The 15,646-nt window shown below is 59.1% G+C and carries 12 protein-coding genes; 4 read left to right on the forward strand and 8 right to left on the reverse strand.

Annotated elements, in window-relative coordinates; genetic code table 11:
* Positions 1-239: 239 nt before the first annotated feature.
* On the reverse strand, positions 240-434 hold the full coding sequence (locus BCS36_RS10835; RefSeq protein WP_291302907.1) for a twin-arginine translocase TatA/TatE family subunit: 195 nt from the start codon (positions 432-434) through the stop codon (positions 240-242).
* 265 nt (positions 435-699) lie between these two features.
* On the opposite strand from BCS36_RS10835, the gene BCS36_RS10840 reads away from it, so the two are divergent.
* The 3 genes from BCS36_RS10840 (at position 700) to modD (ending at position 6,580) form a co-directional block, all read left to right on the forward strand.
* Positions 700-2,481: a DEAD/DEAH box helicase gene (locus tag BCS36_RS10840; protein WP_291302908.1), complete on the forward strand. Its 1,782-nt coding sequence runs from the start codon at positions 700-702 to the stop codon at positions 2,479-2,481.
* 749 nt (positions 2,482-3,230) lie between these two features.
* On the forward strand, positions 3,231-5,324 hold the full coding sequence (locus BCS36_RS10845) for a methyl-accepting chemotaxis protein (RefSeq protein ID WP_291302909.1): 2,094 nt from the start codon (positions 3,231-3,233) through the stop codon (positions 5,322-5,324).
* Between the two features lie 380 nt (positions 5,325-5,704).
* Entirely contained in the window at positions 5,705-6,580 is an 876-nt protein-coding gene (modD, locus tag BCS36_RS10850; protein WP_291302910.1) for a ModD protein, read from the forward strand.
* 462 nt (positions 6,581-7,042) lie between these two features.
* On the opposite strand, the gene BCS36_RS10855 is transcribed toward modD, so the two are convergent.
* From BCS36_RS10855 to BCS36_RS10880, 6 genes are all read right to left on the reverse strand, one after another.
* On the reverse strand, positions 7,043-7,537 hold the full coding sequence (locus tag BCS36_RS10855; protein ID WP_291302911.1) for a hypothetical protein: 495 nt from the start codon (positions 7,535-7,537) through the stop codon (positions 7,043-7,045).
* Positions 7,527-9,056 (reverse strand): VWA-like domain-containing protein, encoded by a 1,530-nt coding sequence (locus tag BCS36_RS10860; protein WP_291302912.1) that lies wholly within the window; start codon positions 9,054-9,056, stop codon positions 7,527-7,529. The genes BCS36_RS10855 and BCS36_RS10860 overlap by 11 nt, the downstream gene beginning before the upstream one ends.
* A gap of 3 nt (positions 9,057-9,059) precedes the next feature.
* Positions 9,060-10,052, reverse strand: coding sequence for a MoxR family ATPase (locus BCS36_RS10865; RefSeq protein ID WP_291302913.1), 993 nt, complete (start codon positions 10,050-10,052; stop codon positions 9,060-9,062).
* A gap of 359 nt (positions 10,053-10,411) precedes the next feature.
* Positions 10,412-11,347, reverse strand: coding sequence for a DMT family transporter (locus BCS36_RS10870; protein WP_291302914.1), 936 nt, complete (start codon positions 11,345-11,347; stop codon positions 10,412-10,414).
* 411 nt (positions 11,348-11,758) lie between these two features.
* Positions 11,759-12,673, reverse strand: coding sequence for a D-alanine--D-alanine ligase (locus tag BCS36_RS10875; RefSeq protein WP_291302915.1), 915 nt, complete (start codon positions 12,671-12,673; stop codon positions 11,759-11,761).
* Positions 12,636-13,292, reverse strand: coding sequence for an HDIG domain-containing metalloprotein (locus BCS36_RS10880; RefSeq protein WP_291302916.1), 657 nt, complete (start codon positions 13,290-13,292; stop codon positions 12,636-12,638). The genes BCS36_RS10875 and BCS36_RS10880 overlap by 38 nt, the downstream gene beginning before the upstream one ends.
* A 656-nt stretch (positions 13,293-13,948) precedes the next feature.
* On the opposite strand from BCS36_RS10880, the gene BCS36_RS10885 reads away from it, so the two are divergent.
* Positions 13,949-14,179 carry a hypothetical protein gene (locus tag BCS36_RS10885; protein ID WP_291302917.1) on the forward strand — a complete coding sequence of 77 codons (231 nt, stop codon included), beginning with the start codon at positions 13,949-13,951 and terminating at the stop codon, positions 14,177-14,179.
* Positions 14,180-14,359: 180 nt separating this feature from the next.
* Here BCS36_RS10885 and BCS36_RS10890 read toward each other — a convergent pair whose 3' ends face one another.
* Positions 14,360-15,646, reverse strand: coding sequence for a lytic murein transglycosylase (locus BCS36_RS10890; RefSeq protein WP_291302918.1), 1,287 nt, complete (start codon positions 15,644-15,646; stop codon positions 14,360-14,362).

Here is a 15,646-nt window from a genome sequence, read left to right on the forward strand (position 1 = left end):
GGGCATGCCGCAAGCGGCAAGAGCCTGCATTTGCGACGGCTATCAGTTCTCCCATAGCGGCAGCGCATCCAGCGCTAAAGGCAGTCATTTGGGCCGGGCATTCTGCGGACCGACAATGCAAACAAAACCCCGGCCAACGCCGGGGTTTTGTTTGCACATGCAGCGTCAGCCACGCAAAAGCCCCGGGCCAAGACCCGGGGCTTGCATAAACCGGTTAAAAGTCGTTCTGATCCGACCTGTTAGGCGGACTTATTGTGATCGTTTCCGTTATTGCGAGCGGTTATGTCAATTTCGTCCGGCTCCGTGGTCGCCTTCTTGAAATTTTTGATAGCCCTGCCAAGTCCGCCGCCTATTTCTGGCAATTTTTTAGAGCCAAACAACAACATTACCACTACCAGCACGACCAGCAAATGCTGTATACTCAATGCGCCCATAAAAACCGTCCTTCCTGTTAAAGGCCGTAAGTTGGCTGCCGGAGCAGAGCCCTACATTCAGCCATTTTCAAGATTATACTCTCTCACGAAACAAAAGCAAACAGCCAGAAAGCGTTTATTATGGCCTACTTCAGATTTTTTTATTCGCACCGGGGCAGAAAAACGTATATTCGACCGTATGATACTCATTGTGTATTACCCCAGATGAGGCTATATTTTTCTCCCACGAAATTTTCTTCCGTTAAAATCTTATCTCAGGACTAGCATGACCGCATCGTTTGAAGAGCTGGGTTTATCCCGCGAATTATTGAAAGCCGTTGAAGATCTGGGCTTTGAAGAGCCCTCCCCCATACAGATACTGGCTATTCCCTCCCTGCTTGCAGGCCGGGATGCGCTTGGTCAGGCACAGACAGGCACCGGTAAAACGGCAGCCTTTGGCCTGCCCATTCTTGAAAAGCTGACGTCCGGCAAAAACGTGCAGGCTCTGGTGCTTTGCCCTACGCGCGAACTGGCCATTCAGGTGTCAGAAGAGTTGAACAAGCTCGCCACCCACAAGCGCGGCGTCGCCATTCTGCCCATTTATGGCGGCCAGCCCATTGAACGGCAGCTTCGCGCCCTGGCCAAAGGCGTGCAGGTCGTGGTGGGCACACCGGGCCGGGTTATGGATCACATGAAGCGCGGCACTTTGAAGCTGGACTCCATCCGCGTGGCCGTGCTGGACGAAGCCGACGAAATGCTGGACATGGGCTTTCGTGAAGATATCGAAGCCATCCTTGAGCAGACCCCGGCCGACTGCCAGCGTGTGCTGTTTTCGGCCACGGTGCCCGCTCCCATCCGCGAACTGTGCAAGCGCTTTTTGCGTGATCCTGAGATGCTCACCATCGCTCAGAAGATGCTTACGGTTCCTGCCATTGAGCAGGTCTATTACGAGGTTCGGCCTCACCAGAAAATGGACGCGCTTTGCCGCCTGCTTGACTCGCAGGGTTTTCGCAAGGCTCTTGTCTTCTGTTCCACCAAGCGCAGCGTTGATGAAGTCACCCTGCACCTGCAGCAGCGCGGCTATCAGGCTGACGGCCTGCACGGCAACCTTGCCCAGTCGCAGCGTGACCGCGTGATGCAGCGCTTCCGCACTGACGGCCTGGACGTGCTTGTAGCTACGGACGTGGCGGCGCGCGGCCTTGACGTGGACGACGTGGATGCCGTCGTCAACTATGACATCCCCCACGATGTGGAAAAATACGTACACCGCATTGGCCGCACGGGCCGCGCTGGCCGTGTGGGCAGCGCCTTCACCTTTGTGACCATGCGCGAACACTACAAGATGCGCGACATCATCCGCTGCACCAAGGCCCGCATTACCGAAGGCCGCCTGCCGAGCCTGCGCGATGTGGACAGCATCCGTACTTCCCGGCTGCTGGATGAAGTGCGTCAGACCGTTGAAAGCGGCACGCTTGAGCGCTGGCTCATGCTGGTGGAAGAATTTTTGTCCGCGCAGTTTCCCGATGGCGAAGTCACCAACCGCGACATCTCTGCGGCCCTGCTCAAACTTCTGATGCAGAGGGATTTTGGCGATCAGGACAAGCCCCTTGAGCAGGACCCCCTGGCCATGGCCCCCCGGCGTTCGTCAAGCGAGCCGTCCGGCAGGCGCGATGGGGACAGGCCCGACACAAGATCGCAACGGCGCGAAAATGACGGCCCCATGACAAAGATCCATATCAATGTCGGTCATATGCAAAAGGCCAGTCCCCGCGAACTGGTTGGCGCGATCACGGGCGAAACGGGCATTTCAAGCCGCAACATTGGCGCAATCAGCATCCAGAAAGGCTTCAGCCTTGTGGAAATCGCCTCGGATCTGGCGGAAGATGTGATGACCGTACTCAACAAGGGCGTGTTCATCGCTGGAACGCGCGTGACGGCAAAAATGGACAGCGGCAGGCCGGGAACGCCCCGTCCCCGCAAGCCCGGCGCTGCCGGTTCACGCCGCCAGCCGCCAGCCCGGTACAGCAAAAAACCGCGTGGCTTTCTGGGCGACCGCGACGAGCAATAGGGCAACCGCCCCTGACCAGAGTTAAAAACCGTCCGTTCACTGCAGTGTGAACGGGCGGTTTTTCTGTTTACGGCGCCGTTCCACCAGCCATTCCCCCCAGCGCGGCCCCCATCTGCACGGCACGCTCGCGCATTTCTTTTCCTCGCTCCGGGGCTGGCTGTCCCAATCCACGCTTTCTGAGAAAAATGCTCGTCTGGCTGTCGTGCGCTGGCGCGGGGCATGCAGTCGCAACGTCCCCGTTCTTGTTCACGGGGCCGCATGAACAGCTGGCGAAATCGACATGCCCATACCCGCGCAACGGGCAAAAACGCCAGTGGCCATTGCATGCGGCTGTCCGCCGTAATCGCTGTGCCGGACACAGTGAAAATGCTTACACTCCAAAAGGTAATCTGCTATGCTGACTCCAGACTCCGTAATGACGGGCTGGCGGCGGCATGCGCGCCTTTACATTCACAAGCGCGCTGCCATCTTGCCAGGCAGGCTACATGACCCGCCTGGGCAGCGCCAACATACTCTTAGCGTGCATCATAAGCTGCAAGAAACCAGTTGGTTATCATATTCGCCACTCTTCGGCATGGGCATATTTTTTCTCTAACTTGCCATAATATAAAACTTCAGGCAGTTAAAAGTATACATCATAGTGGTCAGTTATCTACTTCTTTATGTGCTCTTTAGAGCCCGTCATTTGTCGTCGGCCGTCAACTGCTCTTAACAGGCTGGCATTTAAGTTTATTATAAGGAGTGGACTCATGAGACGTGGCTTGATGACTAAAATGATCCTTTTCATCCTTGTCCCGGCGATTCTTGGTCTGGTGCTGCTCGCTGGCATGAGCTACAAAATGTCAGAAAAAATCCTGCGCACGCAGATTGAAACCGACATGACAACGGTGTTGCAGACCCAGGCCTCAGGCGTACATGCCGTTATTATGGGATTAAGAGATTCCCTTGCCATAGTATCACAGAACAACAGGATCACGCAGTACATAAATCTCTACAACACTGGCGAGCCAGACGTCCTTTCCTCACCGCAGGCCGCAGCGGTGGATAACGCCTTGCGCGAATTCACCGAAGTCAGCGGCAATATCGTCTACGGTGCGCTTATAGCTCCAGACGGAAAGGTGATCGCCCACCATGTCAGAGGGCAGAGCGGCCCCAGCAAGACCGTTGGAACGGATTTTTCCACGCGCCCCTATTTTCCCAAAGCCTTGAAGGGCAACACCAGCATCTCGGATGTGGTCAGCCTCACCACAGGGCAGCCCACAACGGTTATTGCCCTTCCGGTTAAACGCGAAGGCAAGATAGTTGGCGTCGTTACCGTGGGCATTGACGACGCCAATCTGGCGGACGAAACGACCAACCTCGTCAAGGTGGGACAAAAGGGCTTTGCCTTTATCTATGACATGAACGGCAAGATGATCATGCACCCGGACCCCAAGGTGCGCACCCGCGAAGACGGCGCGCTGGCTCATGTGCGGGAGATGGTCGGCACAAAGCATGGCCGCGTCACATACACCGATGCCCAGGGCGAGGCCAAGATCATCTATTTCCAGCAGTTGCCTGAAGAAAACTGGATTATCGGCCTTGAACTCGACAGCAACGAAATACTTGCGCCGGTGCAGCAGTTGTTCACCAATGCCCTGCTGCTGGCAGGGGGGTGCGTGTTGATTGTCGGGCTCATGATCATTGTTTCAGCGCGCGGCATTGCACGCATGGCCCGCGGTTTTTCCCACATGGCTGAGGCCGTGGCCGGAGGACAGCTGGATACGGACGAGAAAAGACAGCTTCTGCTCAAGCACGCCCGAAACCGCAAGGACGAATTCAGTGTTCTTGCTCAGGGCATGGAACATATGGTTGCCAACATAAAAAGCCTGCTTGAAGAAGGTGAACAAAAAACGCTGGCCGCCGAGCAGGCCGCCGCTGCGGCGCAACAAGCCACAGTACAGGCCGAAGAGGCGGCACAGCGCGCCGAGCGCGCCAAGCGCGAGGGTATGCTTGCCGCTGCGGAACAGCTGGAAGGGGTGGTTTCCATCATTTTCTCCGCCTCCAGCCAGCTTTCTGCCCAGATTGAGCAGTCCGACCACACGGCGGTGGGGTCGGCCCAGCGCCTGGGCGAAGCCGCCACTGCCATGAACGAAATGAACGCCACCGTGCAGGAGGTTGCCCGCAACGCTTCCGCCGCCGCGTCCGTGTCAGCCGAAACCAAGGTCAATGCCGAGACCGGGGCAAAAATCGTGCAAAGCGCCCTGCAAAGCATCGATCAGGTGCACAAGGTTTCGCTTGAGCTTAAAGAAGACATGGCAAAGCTCAGCGAGCACGCGCAGGCCATCAACCGCATCATGAGCGTCATTTCGGACATAGCCGATCAGACCAACCTGCTGGCGCTTAACGCCGCCATTGAAGCGGCCCGCGCCGGCGATGCCGGACGGGGCTTTGCCGTGGTCGCCGATGAAGTGCGCAAGCTGGCCGAAAAAACCATGGCCTCAACCCACGATGTGGGCGGCGCCATTGCCGCCATACAGGAAAGCGTTTCCCAGAGCGTTTCCGCCATGGACAAGGCCCTGCACGAGGTGGAGACAGCCACCCTCTTTGCCAACCAGTCCGGCGACGCCCTGCGGCAGATCGTCACCAATGTTGAAGCCTCGGCGGATCAGGTGGGCGCAATCGCCACGGCCAGCGAAGAGCAGTCCGCTGCCAGCGAAGAGATCAACCAGTCCATCACGCAGGTAAACGAGATGTCCAACCAGACGGCCCAGGCCATGGGTGAAGCCGCGCAGGCGGTGGCCGAGCTGGCGCGGCAGGCGCAAGCCCTCAACCAGCTTATCGCAGAGATGAAACAGGGATAAGGCGCGTTCAGGCCAGCCCTGAGCCAGCGTCGGGGGCCGCCATAGTCGGAACGGCAACCAGGGCAGCCCTTGCCCGCTGCGTCAGGCGAAGAGTGCGGGGTGCAGCCCACTGGCAAAAGGCAGGTTTTTGCGGCATGGTGGTCATGACCAATGGCAAGAATACGCGTACCGAGCGGGATTTATTGCTCTTGTATAACAGATTGCCTTTACGGATACATATTCGCCAAGGCTGCGGCGCGTAACTCTGCGGGTGCGCAGTGCATGACAGCGCTGATGCGCCGCGCGGCACGGCCAGACCACGCAGCCCGTGCATTTTCTAAGTAAAATCACGTCTCCCCTCTCGCTACGGCCCGACGATCTCACAACAAAAGGCAGACCTCATGCATATTCCCAAATCTTCTTCGTGGTTTGACGGCCTGCTGGCCGACGATTGCCCCGGCCCGGACCTGACTGTCGAAATGCTGGGCATTGGGGCGCATACCGGAGCCATGTTTTTCAGCCCCCGCCAGCAAGGCGTTATCAGCGGTGTGGAAGAAGCCGAACAGTTGCTGCTGCGCTGCGGCCTCTCTGTTACACGGCTGATCAACAATGGCGACGTTGCCGAAGCGGACCAGGTATTTCTTGAGGCCAGGGGAAGCGCTGCGGGCCTGCACCGGGGCTGGAAGGCAAGCCAGGCGCTTATGGAATACATGTCGGGCATTGCGCGGCGTTGCGCCTTTATGGTGGAGCGCGCCGCCGCCGTGCGCCCTGGCGTGCGGGTAGCCGTAACGCGCAAAAGTTTTCCCGGAGCCAAAGCCCTGTGCCTTGAGGCGGCAATGAACGGCGGAGCCATTATTCACCGCCAGAACCTTTCAGACTCCATCCTGGTTTTTTCACAGCATCTACAGTTTTTCGCCAATGACAACCAGCAGACGCCCATGGAGTTTTTTGCCCGTCGCGTGCAGGACCTGCGCGCCAGCATGCCTGAAAAAAAACTCTCCGCCGAGGTGGACAACCTTGAGGACGCCCTGCTCACCGCCGCCGCCGGAATAGACATTGTTCAGTGCGAAAAATTCTCCTGCGCGGACCTGGCCGCTACTGTGGGAGCTTTGCGGGGCACGCGCCCGGACATTCTCATTCTGGCCGCAGGGGGCATTACGGGCGAAAACGCCACGGAATACGCGGCCACGGGCGTGGACGTACTCGTGACAACCTGGCCCTATTTCGGCAGACCAGCGGATATCGGGGTAGTTATGGAAGCTGACGGCGGCATGTAGCCGTTGCGTAGCAAAAAGCCCGCGCAAAGAGCTATCTCTTGCGCGGGCTTAATTTTTCAGCATGCCTGGCGGGCTGCACACTGCCTGGCTACGGGCAGCAATGTTGCAAAACGCGGTTCTCTCTAACCCCGCTCGCCTGGCCCCACCCGTTGCTAACCAGGTTTGCCACCCGGTTTGCCCACCCTTGCCCTACACTACCTGCCCTACCCGGCCTGACATCACCCGGCTTGTCGCGCGCTGGCAACCCTGCCTCATCGACCTGGGGAATGAAAAGGGGATTAAAACCTGCGGGCACAGCACACCGCCACATCCAGAGCCTGTCGCCTAAAATTGCTCTGGCGACGGCAAGAGGCAGCTTTCGCCGTGAAGCCCCACGCGGCGGAGGGGCAGCAGCATTGTCGCACGTCGTGTCAGGCGTACCGTAAGCTTTGAGAATGCATTTTCTCAAAGCTTTTACCGTCTTCAGGAAGCGGCGCTCTCCCTGTGCGCGGCAGCCCTGGCCGCGATACGCAAAAACTTTTCGCCCAGTACGCCGGGCGCGATCTTTGCCTTGGCCCCGGACGAGGTGCGCACGCTGCCCGCAAGCTCCATTGGCTCGCTGTTGTATGCGCCCCGCAAGGCTTCTTCCATGGCCTGACGCAAAAGCTCAAAAGAAGCCTCAACTTCGGGGTAGCTGTTGTCTTCACGCCAGGGGAGCAGCAATGTGCGCGTCCAGGCATGCCCCTTGTGCGAGGGGGCTTCCAACACGTGAAAGTTTTTGGGGCAGTAGTTTGCGGCGCGTTCCAGCAAACCGGGATAGCAATAGTCCTGCCGGTCTTCCTCGGGTTTGGGAATGCGCGAAACAATGCTCACCACGGGCAGAGCCAGCGCCTTTTCGTGATCTTCAAGGTGAACGCAGTAACTGAGTACAGGCCGCAGGTTGCCGCGTTTTTTGGTTATTTTCCATTCAATCTGCATGGTTTGCTCGCAAAGGCACAGGCGTGCCCGGTTGTTGGCCCGGCAAACGGGACGCATGGCCCGTCAGCGTTACAAGTTCGCCAAAAGGCGGCGCGTCGGGCCGGGGTTCGCTGCACACCCACAGCACGGGGTAGTCTGGTTCATCAGGAAAACGGCTGCATTCAAGATCTGTAAACCAGACAAGGCAGGTGGGGCGCAGTTGCCGCTCGTCAATATGCGCGCAGACGGGGCGGTAGTCCGTGCCGCCGCCGCCAACGGGCGTCAGGCTTGAGGGCATGCTCATGCGGTCAAAGGTCATTTCGCCCTGAATTTTTGTATCGTGGAACAGCACGGTGAGCATGGTGTCATAGGCATCCAGCACAGAAAACAGCTCGGAGCAGAACAGCGACAGGGCCGCCTCATCCACGGAGCCGGAACAGTCCACGGCCAGAACCACATGGGGCAGGCGCGCCTCGCGCCGGGCTGGCAGATAGATATGCTGGTACAGGTAGCGCCTGTTGGGTGTGGACCACGCATAGTCATTGTCCGCGCACTGCTCAAGAAAGCGCCGCAGGAGTTCGCGCCAGTCCAGTTCCGGGCGGCGCTCCCTTTTGAGCAGCCGCGTGAAGCCCGCAGGCAGGCTGCCCATATGTCTGGCCCGCTGCACCGCTTGCGAAAGGGCCACGTCGGCCTCCTGCTCCATCAATTTCAGGGCGTGCTCGTTCTCCAGACCCTGCAAGTCGGGGTGGTCGCGCACCTCGCCGGTAAAAGAGGTTTTGCCCTCCCCTTTTACCGGAGCACCCGATTTTTTGTTTTTTGCTGCCTTTGTGCCGGCCTGGGCCTGATCTTCTCCATCCTGTCCGGGATGTTCTTTTTTGCCGCCCTGAGAGCGCGCGGCGCTTTTGCCGCCCAACTCCTTGCCGCCGTCAAAATTCATGGCCCCCGCGCCCGCTTCATCCTGACCGTCCGCACGGGCGGAATCATTGTCGGCCTCGCCTTTGGAGGCGCTTTCCTGAAGGGCCGCAAGGGCCTCATAAATATCATCCGCAGACATGCCCGCGTAGGTTGGGTCGTGCGCAAAGCCCTCTGGCAGGTCAAAGCCCGCTTCAAGCAGAATATGGTTTATGGCCAGATCGCAGGCGCGGTTCCACAATTTTTCTTCACGGCTCTTGCGGCGCAGATGATGCCCAAAGGCCAGATGCATAACTTCGTGAGCCTGGGCCGCCACAAGTTTGGCCTCTGGCAGGGTGGCCGCGTATGCAGGATTGAAACCCAGGTTTTTGCCGTCCGTCCACATGTCCGCGCAGCTCGTGTCTTCCTTGAAGCGCAGGCGCAGGGCCAGGGAACCGAAAAAAGGATGATCCAGCACAAGGGCCGTTCTGGCTTTTTTCATGGCAAGGGCAGCCTTGCCAGAGAGCGCTTCCGGCCCGGCAGAGGCGGGCGCGGCCGGGCAGGCAGCGACTGCGGCTGGGGCAGGGGCTTCCGGCCCGGGATCAGCAGGCCCGGACTCAAGGTTTACGGCACTGGCGTCTTGCTTCATGACCTACATCAGCACTTCGGCATTTTTTTCTGCCCAGCGTGAAAAGGCCTCGGAGTGCACGAGGTCCGTATCCTGACACACGGCGTCGCGCATGAGCAATACGCCGAATTCCGAAGGCAGGCGTTCGGCATAGGCCGTCAGCGCTTCGATGGTTTCTGTGCTGGCCCTGAGGCTCAAGGCCTCGCACATGGCGTAGAGGGCGGCGGGCTCAAGGGGAACCATGGCTGAAGCCGGAGCGGCCAGCACTTCATCCACCGTGGGCAGTTCGCGCCATACGGAAAGAAAGCCCATAAATTCCGCAGCGCCAGCCGAACCCACCGTGCCCTGAAACAGTTCGTACTCCACATCGGCGTCGGGCCGGGCATCAAGAATGCGCGACACAAACTCCCAGGAGCGCGGCGAAGCAAAGGCCTTTTCCGCCTTCTGCGGGTCAAAATCGTGCAATAAACGGGGTCGAAAGCGCAAAAACGCGCAAACTTCAGCGCGTATGCCAGCCCCCTGCGCCCAGGAGAGCCAGTCGTCCAGATGGGCGTCGCACTCCAGGTGCACCAGACGGTTGGCCAGGGCCGACGGCATGCGGTACGACACGGCCTTGTCCTTTTCCCTGTTGCCCGCCGCCACGATGGACCAGCCGTCGGGCAGGCGGTACTCACCAATGGCGCGGTCAAGAATGAGCTGGTAGCAGGCGGCCTGCACCAAAGGGGGCGCGGCGTTGAGTTCATCCAGAAAAATAATGCCCTCTTCCGGGTCCGAAGGCGTGGGCAGAAAGGCTGGCGGGCACCACACCGAAAGCCCTTGATCGGTAATGCGCGGCAGCCCGCGCAGATCGACAGGATCAAGCAATACGGCGCGAATGTCGCGCAGGGCCAACCCCCTGGCCTGGGCCACCTGGGCTACTATCTGGCTTTTGCCTACCCCCGGCGCGCCCCAGATGAAAACCGGCTGCCGGATGGAAAGAAGAGAGTTCAGGGCTGAGACTATTTGCGAAGGAGTCATGATAATCCTGTGTGCATTTCAGACAGATGGTTAAGAATGCCTGCACACTGCCCTATATGAAAATGAAAGTCAATGTCACAGAACTGCGATGCGAGCACTCCCACTGGGCAATCGTCCGGCGACTGCGAAGGCAAGCCCCCCGCTCCGCTGGTGCTGCGCTAAAGCAAACATTTTTGAGATGGTGTGATGCCGGACGACGCGACCTCTGAAAGCACCGCTCCGGGTCAGCAAGCTCTTTGCGATATACCAAGATTTGATAAGAATTTTAGGGGGTGGGGGCGTGGGAGAGGGACCCTTTTGCAAAAGGGTCCCTCTCCCACAAAAACTCCGAGCCTGGCCCGCACATCTTTTGCACGACACTACCGACTGCCCTGTCCCCGCCGCTGCAGGGACTCTGCTTTTCTTCGCACGCCGAACTGCCGGATTTCGGACACCACAAGGCCCGCCAGGGTCAGGGCTGTGCCCAATGCCGCCATCCAGGTTATGCGCTCTTGCAGTATGAGGGCGGCGGTAATGACCGTCACTACCGGCACAAGATAAATATACACGCTGCTCTGCACCGCTCCCAGCCGCTTGATGGCGAACGTCCAGGCCACAAAGCACAGGGCCGACGCGCCGAGGCCCAAAAAGACCACGTTGCTCCAGTTCACGACAGCGCCAAACCGGGCAAGATCCCAGTGAAAATTCATGAAAGGCAGGCAGGGAAGCATGAACAGCAGTCCGTAGAAAAAACAGCGCCGCGTCACCTGAAGGCTTTTGTAGCCAAGGGCCAGAATCTTGCGGGTAAGTATGGAGTAAAAAGACCAGGCCAGCCCTGCCAGCACTGCCAGCAGGTCTCCAATGGGATTAAGCTGCAACTGCGTGCTGCCGCTGAAGCTTATGAGGCCAATGCCCGCAATGGCCGCCGCGAAGCCAAGAAAGAAGTTGAGGCCAGGTTTTTCAGCCTTCAGCAGCCAGAAAGACAGCAAGGCCGTGAAAAACGGCGACACGCCCACAATAACGCCTACATTGGATGCGAACGTGTGGGTAAGGGCGATATTTTCCAGCAGAAAATACAACGTTACGCCAGCGAGCCCCGCTCCGGCGAACAGCCACTCCTGCTTGCGCTCCGTAAGCCGCAACGCATGCGGGCAGGCCAGCCACAGGGCCGCAAAACCCAGGGCAAAACGGAAAAAAAGTATCTCGATGGGGCTGAAGTCACGCAACAGCACCTTGGTCGAAATAAACGTGGTGCCCCATACAAGAGTGCAGAACAGGGCCGCAAGATGGCCGGGCAGTTTTTTACTATCAGACATAAGACCGTAACTGTTGGAGGATACCCGTCATAAAGGCGCTGCAATCTCCCGCCGCGCAGCATTGTCTGCGTCAGGGAAGCCACAGCCCGCCCCGGTAGCGCGCAATGACGCGCTACCGGGGCGGGCCGGTCAGTGCCATGTCCTTGCCATATCCCCAGGCTTGCAATAAGGCTGCCTGCAAAAGCTGCCCCTGAAGCGGATTACCGCTGAGGATACGCATCCCAAAGGCCGCAATTCACCCGCTGCAACGCGCGCCGGCGCAGACAGACTGCACTTGCGGCGGGCGCTCACGCGGTTGTCGGAACAATTTCACGCGCAGACGTCAGGCGACCAAGGAGCCGTACGGCTGGCGTCCAGAAGCCTTATGGCTGCCACAGCATCGCCTGTGACCATGCCCGACGCTGCGAAAAACTATTTTTTGGCGCAGTCCGCCAGGCCCAGTTCCATAAGGCGCTCAAGCAACTGGCCAAAATCCAGCCCTATGGTTCTGGCTTCACGCGGCACAAGGCTGGTCGCGGTCATGCCGGGCAGCGTATTGACCTCCAGAAGCGTGAGGCTTTCATCCGGGCCAAGGATGAAGTCTGCCCGGCTGTAGCCCCTGAGGCCAAGCGCCTTGTGCGCGGCCAGGGTCAGCTCCTGCACGCGAACCGTAATCTCGTCGCCGATGGGCGCAGGGCATATTTCGCGTGCGCCGTCCTGCGCGTACTTGCTTTCGTAGTCGAAAAAATCGCCAGCCACAGGCTCGATAAGAATGGGGGGCAAAGGCTCGTCGCCCAGGATGCCGCACGTCACTTCCTTGCCATGCAGCACTGGCTCCATAATGACCTCTTCACCGGCAGCGAATATCTGGCCCATGACGTCGTCAAGCTCGGCGCGGTTGGCGGCGCGGCCAAGCCGCAGTGAAGACCCGCCGGTATTGCTTTTGACAAAAAGAGGATACGGCAGGCGCGGCTGCCAGCCCTTTTCGGGCGGCACGGGCACAAATTCCCAGTCGGCGGTGGGCAGGCCAGCAAGGAGGAACAGCTGCTTGGCCGCGCACTTGTTGAGCGCCAGAAAAGAACCCGCCGGGCCGGAGCCCTGATAGGGGCAGTCCACGCGCTCAAGCATGGCCTGCACAAGACCGTCCTCACCCGGCGCGCCGTGCAGGTTGATGAGGGCGAAATCATGCTTTCTGGCTTCATCCAGCAAGCGGTTGAAGTCGGCAAGAAGGTCAAAAAAAGTGACTTGATGGCCGCGCGCTTCCAGGGCCGGAACCATGGCCCGCGCGCCGTTCAGTGAAACCTGACGTTCAGGGGACCAACCGCCCGCAATCAAAAGAATCTTCATACAGAGTCCACCCCAACTGCGCCGAGAGCGCGCTTTCAATATTTTTTCCCTGACGGAAGGCGGCGTAAATTCCTTCACGGGCAGCCTCGCTGTGGCCATAGCGACCCAGCAGGTCGTCGTACCGCTCCTCCAGGCTGACGCAGGCATCATGCCTGACCCTTTTGTCAGCATACATCACGAAAAATGGCAGAGCGCAGATGCTGCTTCCTTCAGGAAGCGGCCACGGCCACCAGACATGCATCATAACGCCCTGAGCGATGGCGTAATTGCCGGTTTCTGCCACTGTCCAGGCAGCGCCCACCTGGGCATGGCTGCCGCCGTGGCGCACGCAATAGGTCTTGGCTATGTCGTGCAGCAAGCCTCCGGCGCGGACTTCATCCACATTGACGCCAAATCCGAGATCTGCGGCTCTGGCAGCCAGAGACGTGGCAATGTGGGCCACCAGCAAGGAATGCCGCCGGATGTTAGGCAGCATGTCGTATTTGTCCCAAAGGGCGAAACAGGCCTCATCACCGGGAACGGTGTTCGCCTGCCGCCCCAGGCCGGGCAACCGTGGAAGATCGGCCAGAGGACGTGACGTCCCTGCCGTGGAGGAGTCGGACCGCGATGTGCACTTCATGTCGAAAGTATGCCACCCGATGGGCGCGATGGCAAGAAAAGCTGCGGGGAACGTGCGTTCCTGACGTGCGCCCGCCTGGACCAGATTCCCACTGAACCATGTGATATTTCAATTTTCCATTCTGCCGAAACATGTGATCTTCGGCTGACTCCGCACCCCGTAGCGCCACGCTGCTCACGCGCGCAGCGCTGGAGCATTTACCCTTGTTCAAAGGTAAAGTGCCCCAAAAAAACGTGCGTCCGGCGCTCGCTAGAACGCCGGACGATTTGCGGGCACACTTACCGCAAATACCCACTTCATGCCCATGTCCGGCTTGCGCCGACGCGATGGAGAATGAACGGGCCGGAGCCGGGCACAGCCCGGCATCGTGGCTTTGGCATTTCTGCAAACAAGAGTGTTCCAGAGATGTTCCTGTTGACGGGACAGGCAGCCACGCATGGGGCAAAGCCCCATATCTTGTTTATCGACTGATGAAAGAATTCCTTGAGAGAAACCGGCGCCCTTGAACAGGGTTACCTTTATGAATATATGTTTTCAAATATCATGTCACGCCTTTTGAGGCGCTTCAGCGAGAACAAAACGCGCATGTCAGCGTGGAGCCGCGTGCCGAGCAGGCCGGGGAAATTCTACCCTACTCTGCTCCGGATCAGATCCCCATGAAATACTTCACAGTTCGATTTGTCATTCTGCTGAAGAATACGATTTCCAGCAGAATTCACGTCACGCTATGGCGCGCTGCGCTCTTGTCAGCGTCAGGACATTTGACCTTTTTCAAAGGGAAAATGCGCTATTTTCCATATTGCCATGGTCAGATCATTGCCGCAGCGTTGCGGCTTGCGGGCGACGTTTTTATTGTTTGCGCCGCGCTCGCAGTGATCCGGCAGTGAACACGGCTTCCGTCCGCTCCTGGGGGCGCTGCCGTCGTTCATCCGCCTCTGCGCCATTGGCGTCCGTTCAGGCAGCAGGCGGAGGATATAAGGGCGACACGGCTTTGGGAGCCTTGGCTCCAGAAATACGGATGCCGCGCCAGCCCCTATGAAAGACGGCTATTCGGGCAGCGAAAGAGCTTAACGGGGCGTTTTCTGGCTGCCCGACGGTACGCCGCCGGATGCCGCCTTGCCCTTGGGCAGAGCTTTTCCGCCCTGTCCGGCGGTTCCGCTGTTGCTGACCTTGGCCTTTGGAGCGGTTTTTCCCGGTGTGCCAGGGCCGTCGGCTTTAACGGGAGCCGCAGGTTTGGCAACGAGGTCAGCCAGGGCCAGAATGGTGTTGGCGTAGACCACCGATTTATTGTAGGCCATAAGCACTTTGTGCTGCTGGGCGCGGTTTATGCCCGGCTTCCAGCCATGGCGCGCAAGATAGTTGGACAGGCTGGCCACGGCGTCGGGAACGTGAAACAGATCCACCTTGCCGTCTCCGTCGCCGTCCGCGCCATAAGCCGCAATGTTGGAAGGCATGAACTGGCACAGGCCCACGGCCCCGTAAATGGAGCTCGGCAAATACCGGGGGTCCAGATCATCCTGCAAAATATGGGTTACCAGAGCGCGCACTTCCTTATAGGCCCAGTCGGCGCGCTTGGGCATGGTTTCGTCAAACCAGGGCAGATGCTCTTCATAACCCGGCATGCGGGGCAGCCATTGGCTGATATCGTCAGGCTGGCGGCTTACCGCCATGCTCGCCAGAGTGAACAACGCGTTTTCGGGCACATCGGCAAGAATCTTGCCCAGGCGCGTCTCCACAAAAAGAAGAGCCACAGCCACGGACGAGGGCACGCCAAATCTGGCCTGGGCCTGACTGAAGGCCAGCTTGTGCTCGGCCACAAAATCGCGGCACAGGCGCGCGTTCTGTTCTGTTACGACGCCTTTATAGTATTGCATTGTCGGAGGCGTTACGGAGGGCGGCTTGGGCATGAAGCGGCTTTTATACAGCTCAAGCATTTTGCGGCCCATAGGCGACTGGCTGGGCAAGGGCGCCAGGGTGGCCAGCAGGGCGTCCACCCTGGGGCCTAAAAGCCCATCGGCGGCAAGCCGCTGGGCCAGCGGCTGCCACACGACGGGAAGCCCTTCACGGCTCTGTCCGGCAGGGGCGCCGGACGGAGGTTGCAGAGTTTGACCGGTAGGCGTCACAGCGGCTTCGCCGCTTTGATGAACGCCCGGCAGAACGCCCTTTGCCTGAAGGTCAGTGGCAGTGGTGTTGCCATATCCCGCAGATGTCGGGCTGGCCTGGTCTGGGGGGGACACGGGCTCGGTGTGCGCGCCGCCACAGGCAGCCGCAAGCATACAGCACGTCAGACAGCAGATCAGCCAGACATTCCTGAACAAAGGCAACGCCACGTCACCAACCTGGCTCAGGCTCAT

Source organism: Desulfovibrio sp. MES5 (genome assembly GCF_002237645.1).
GTDB lineage: Bacteria > Desulfobacterota > Desulfovibrionia > Desulfovibrionales > Desulfovibrionaceae > Desulfovibrio.

What these genes read in the sequence shown, in the direction of transcription:
- BCS36_RS10885 (WP_291302917.1), top strand. Translation starts at nt 13,949, where the DNA reads ATGAAATACTTCACAGTTCGATTTGTCATTCTGCTGAAGAATACGATT.
- BCS36_RS10845 (WP_291302909.1), top strand. Translation starts at nt 3,231, where the DNA reads ATGAGACGTGGCTTGATGACTAAAATGATCCTTTTCATCCTTGTCCCG.
- BCS36_RS10860 (WP_291302912.1), bottom strand. Translation starts at nt 9,056, where the DNA reads ATGAAGCAAGACGCCAGTGCCGTAAACCTTGAGTCCGGGCCTGCTGAT.
- BCS36_RS10835 (WP_291302907.1), bottom strand. Translation starts at nt 434, where the DNA reads ATGGGCGCATTGAGTATACAGCATTTGCTGGTCGTGCTGGTAGTGGTA.
- modD (WP_291302910.1), top strand. Translation starts at nt 5,705, where the DNA reads ATGCATATTCCCAAATCTTCTTCGTGGTTTGACGGCCTGCTGGCCGAC.
- BCS36_RS10870 (WP_291302914.1), bottom strand. Translation starts at nt 11,347, where the DNA reads ATGTCTGATAGTAAAAAACTGCCCGGCCATCTTGCGGCCCTGTTCTGC.
- BCS36_RS10890 (WP_291302918.1), bottom strand. Translation starts at nt 15,646, where the DNA reads ATGAGCCTGAGCCAGGTTGGTGACGTGGCGTTGCCTTTGTTCAGGAAT.
- BCS36_RS10840 (WP_291302908.1), top strand. Translation starts at nt 700, where the DNA reads ATGACCGCATCGTTTGAAGAGCTGGGTTTATCCCGCGAATTATTGAAA.
- BCS36_RS10855 (WP_291302911.1), bottom strand. Translation starts at nt 7,537, where the DNA reads ATGCAGATTGAATGGAAAATAACCAAAAAACGCGGCAACCTGCGGCCT.
- BCS36_RS10865 (WP_291302913.1), bottom strand. Translation starts at nt 10,052, where the DNA reads ATGACTCCTTCGCAAATAGTCTCAGCCCTGAACTCTCTTCTTTCCATC.
- BCS36_RS10880 (WP_291302916.1), bottom strand. Translation starts at nt 13,292, where the DNA reads ATGAAGTGCACATCGCGGTCCGACTCCTCCACGGCAGGGACGTCACGT.
- BCS36_RS10875 (WP_291302915.1), bottom strand. Translation starts at nt 12,673, where the DNA reads ATGAAGATTCTTTTGATTGCGGGCGGTTGGTCCCCTGAACGTCAGGTT.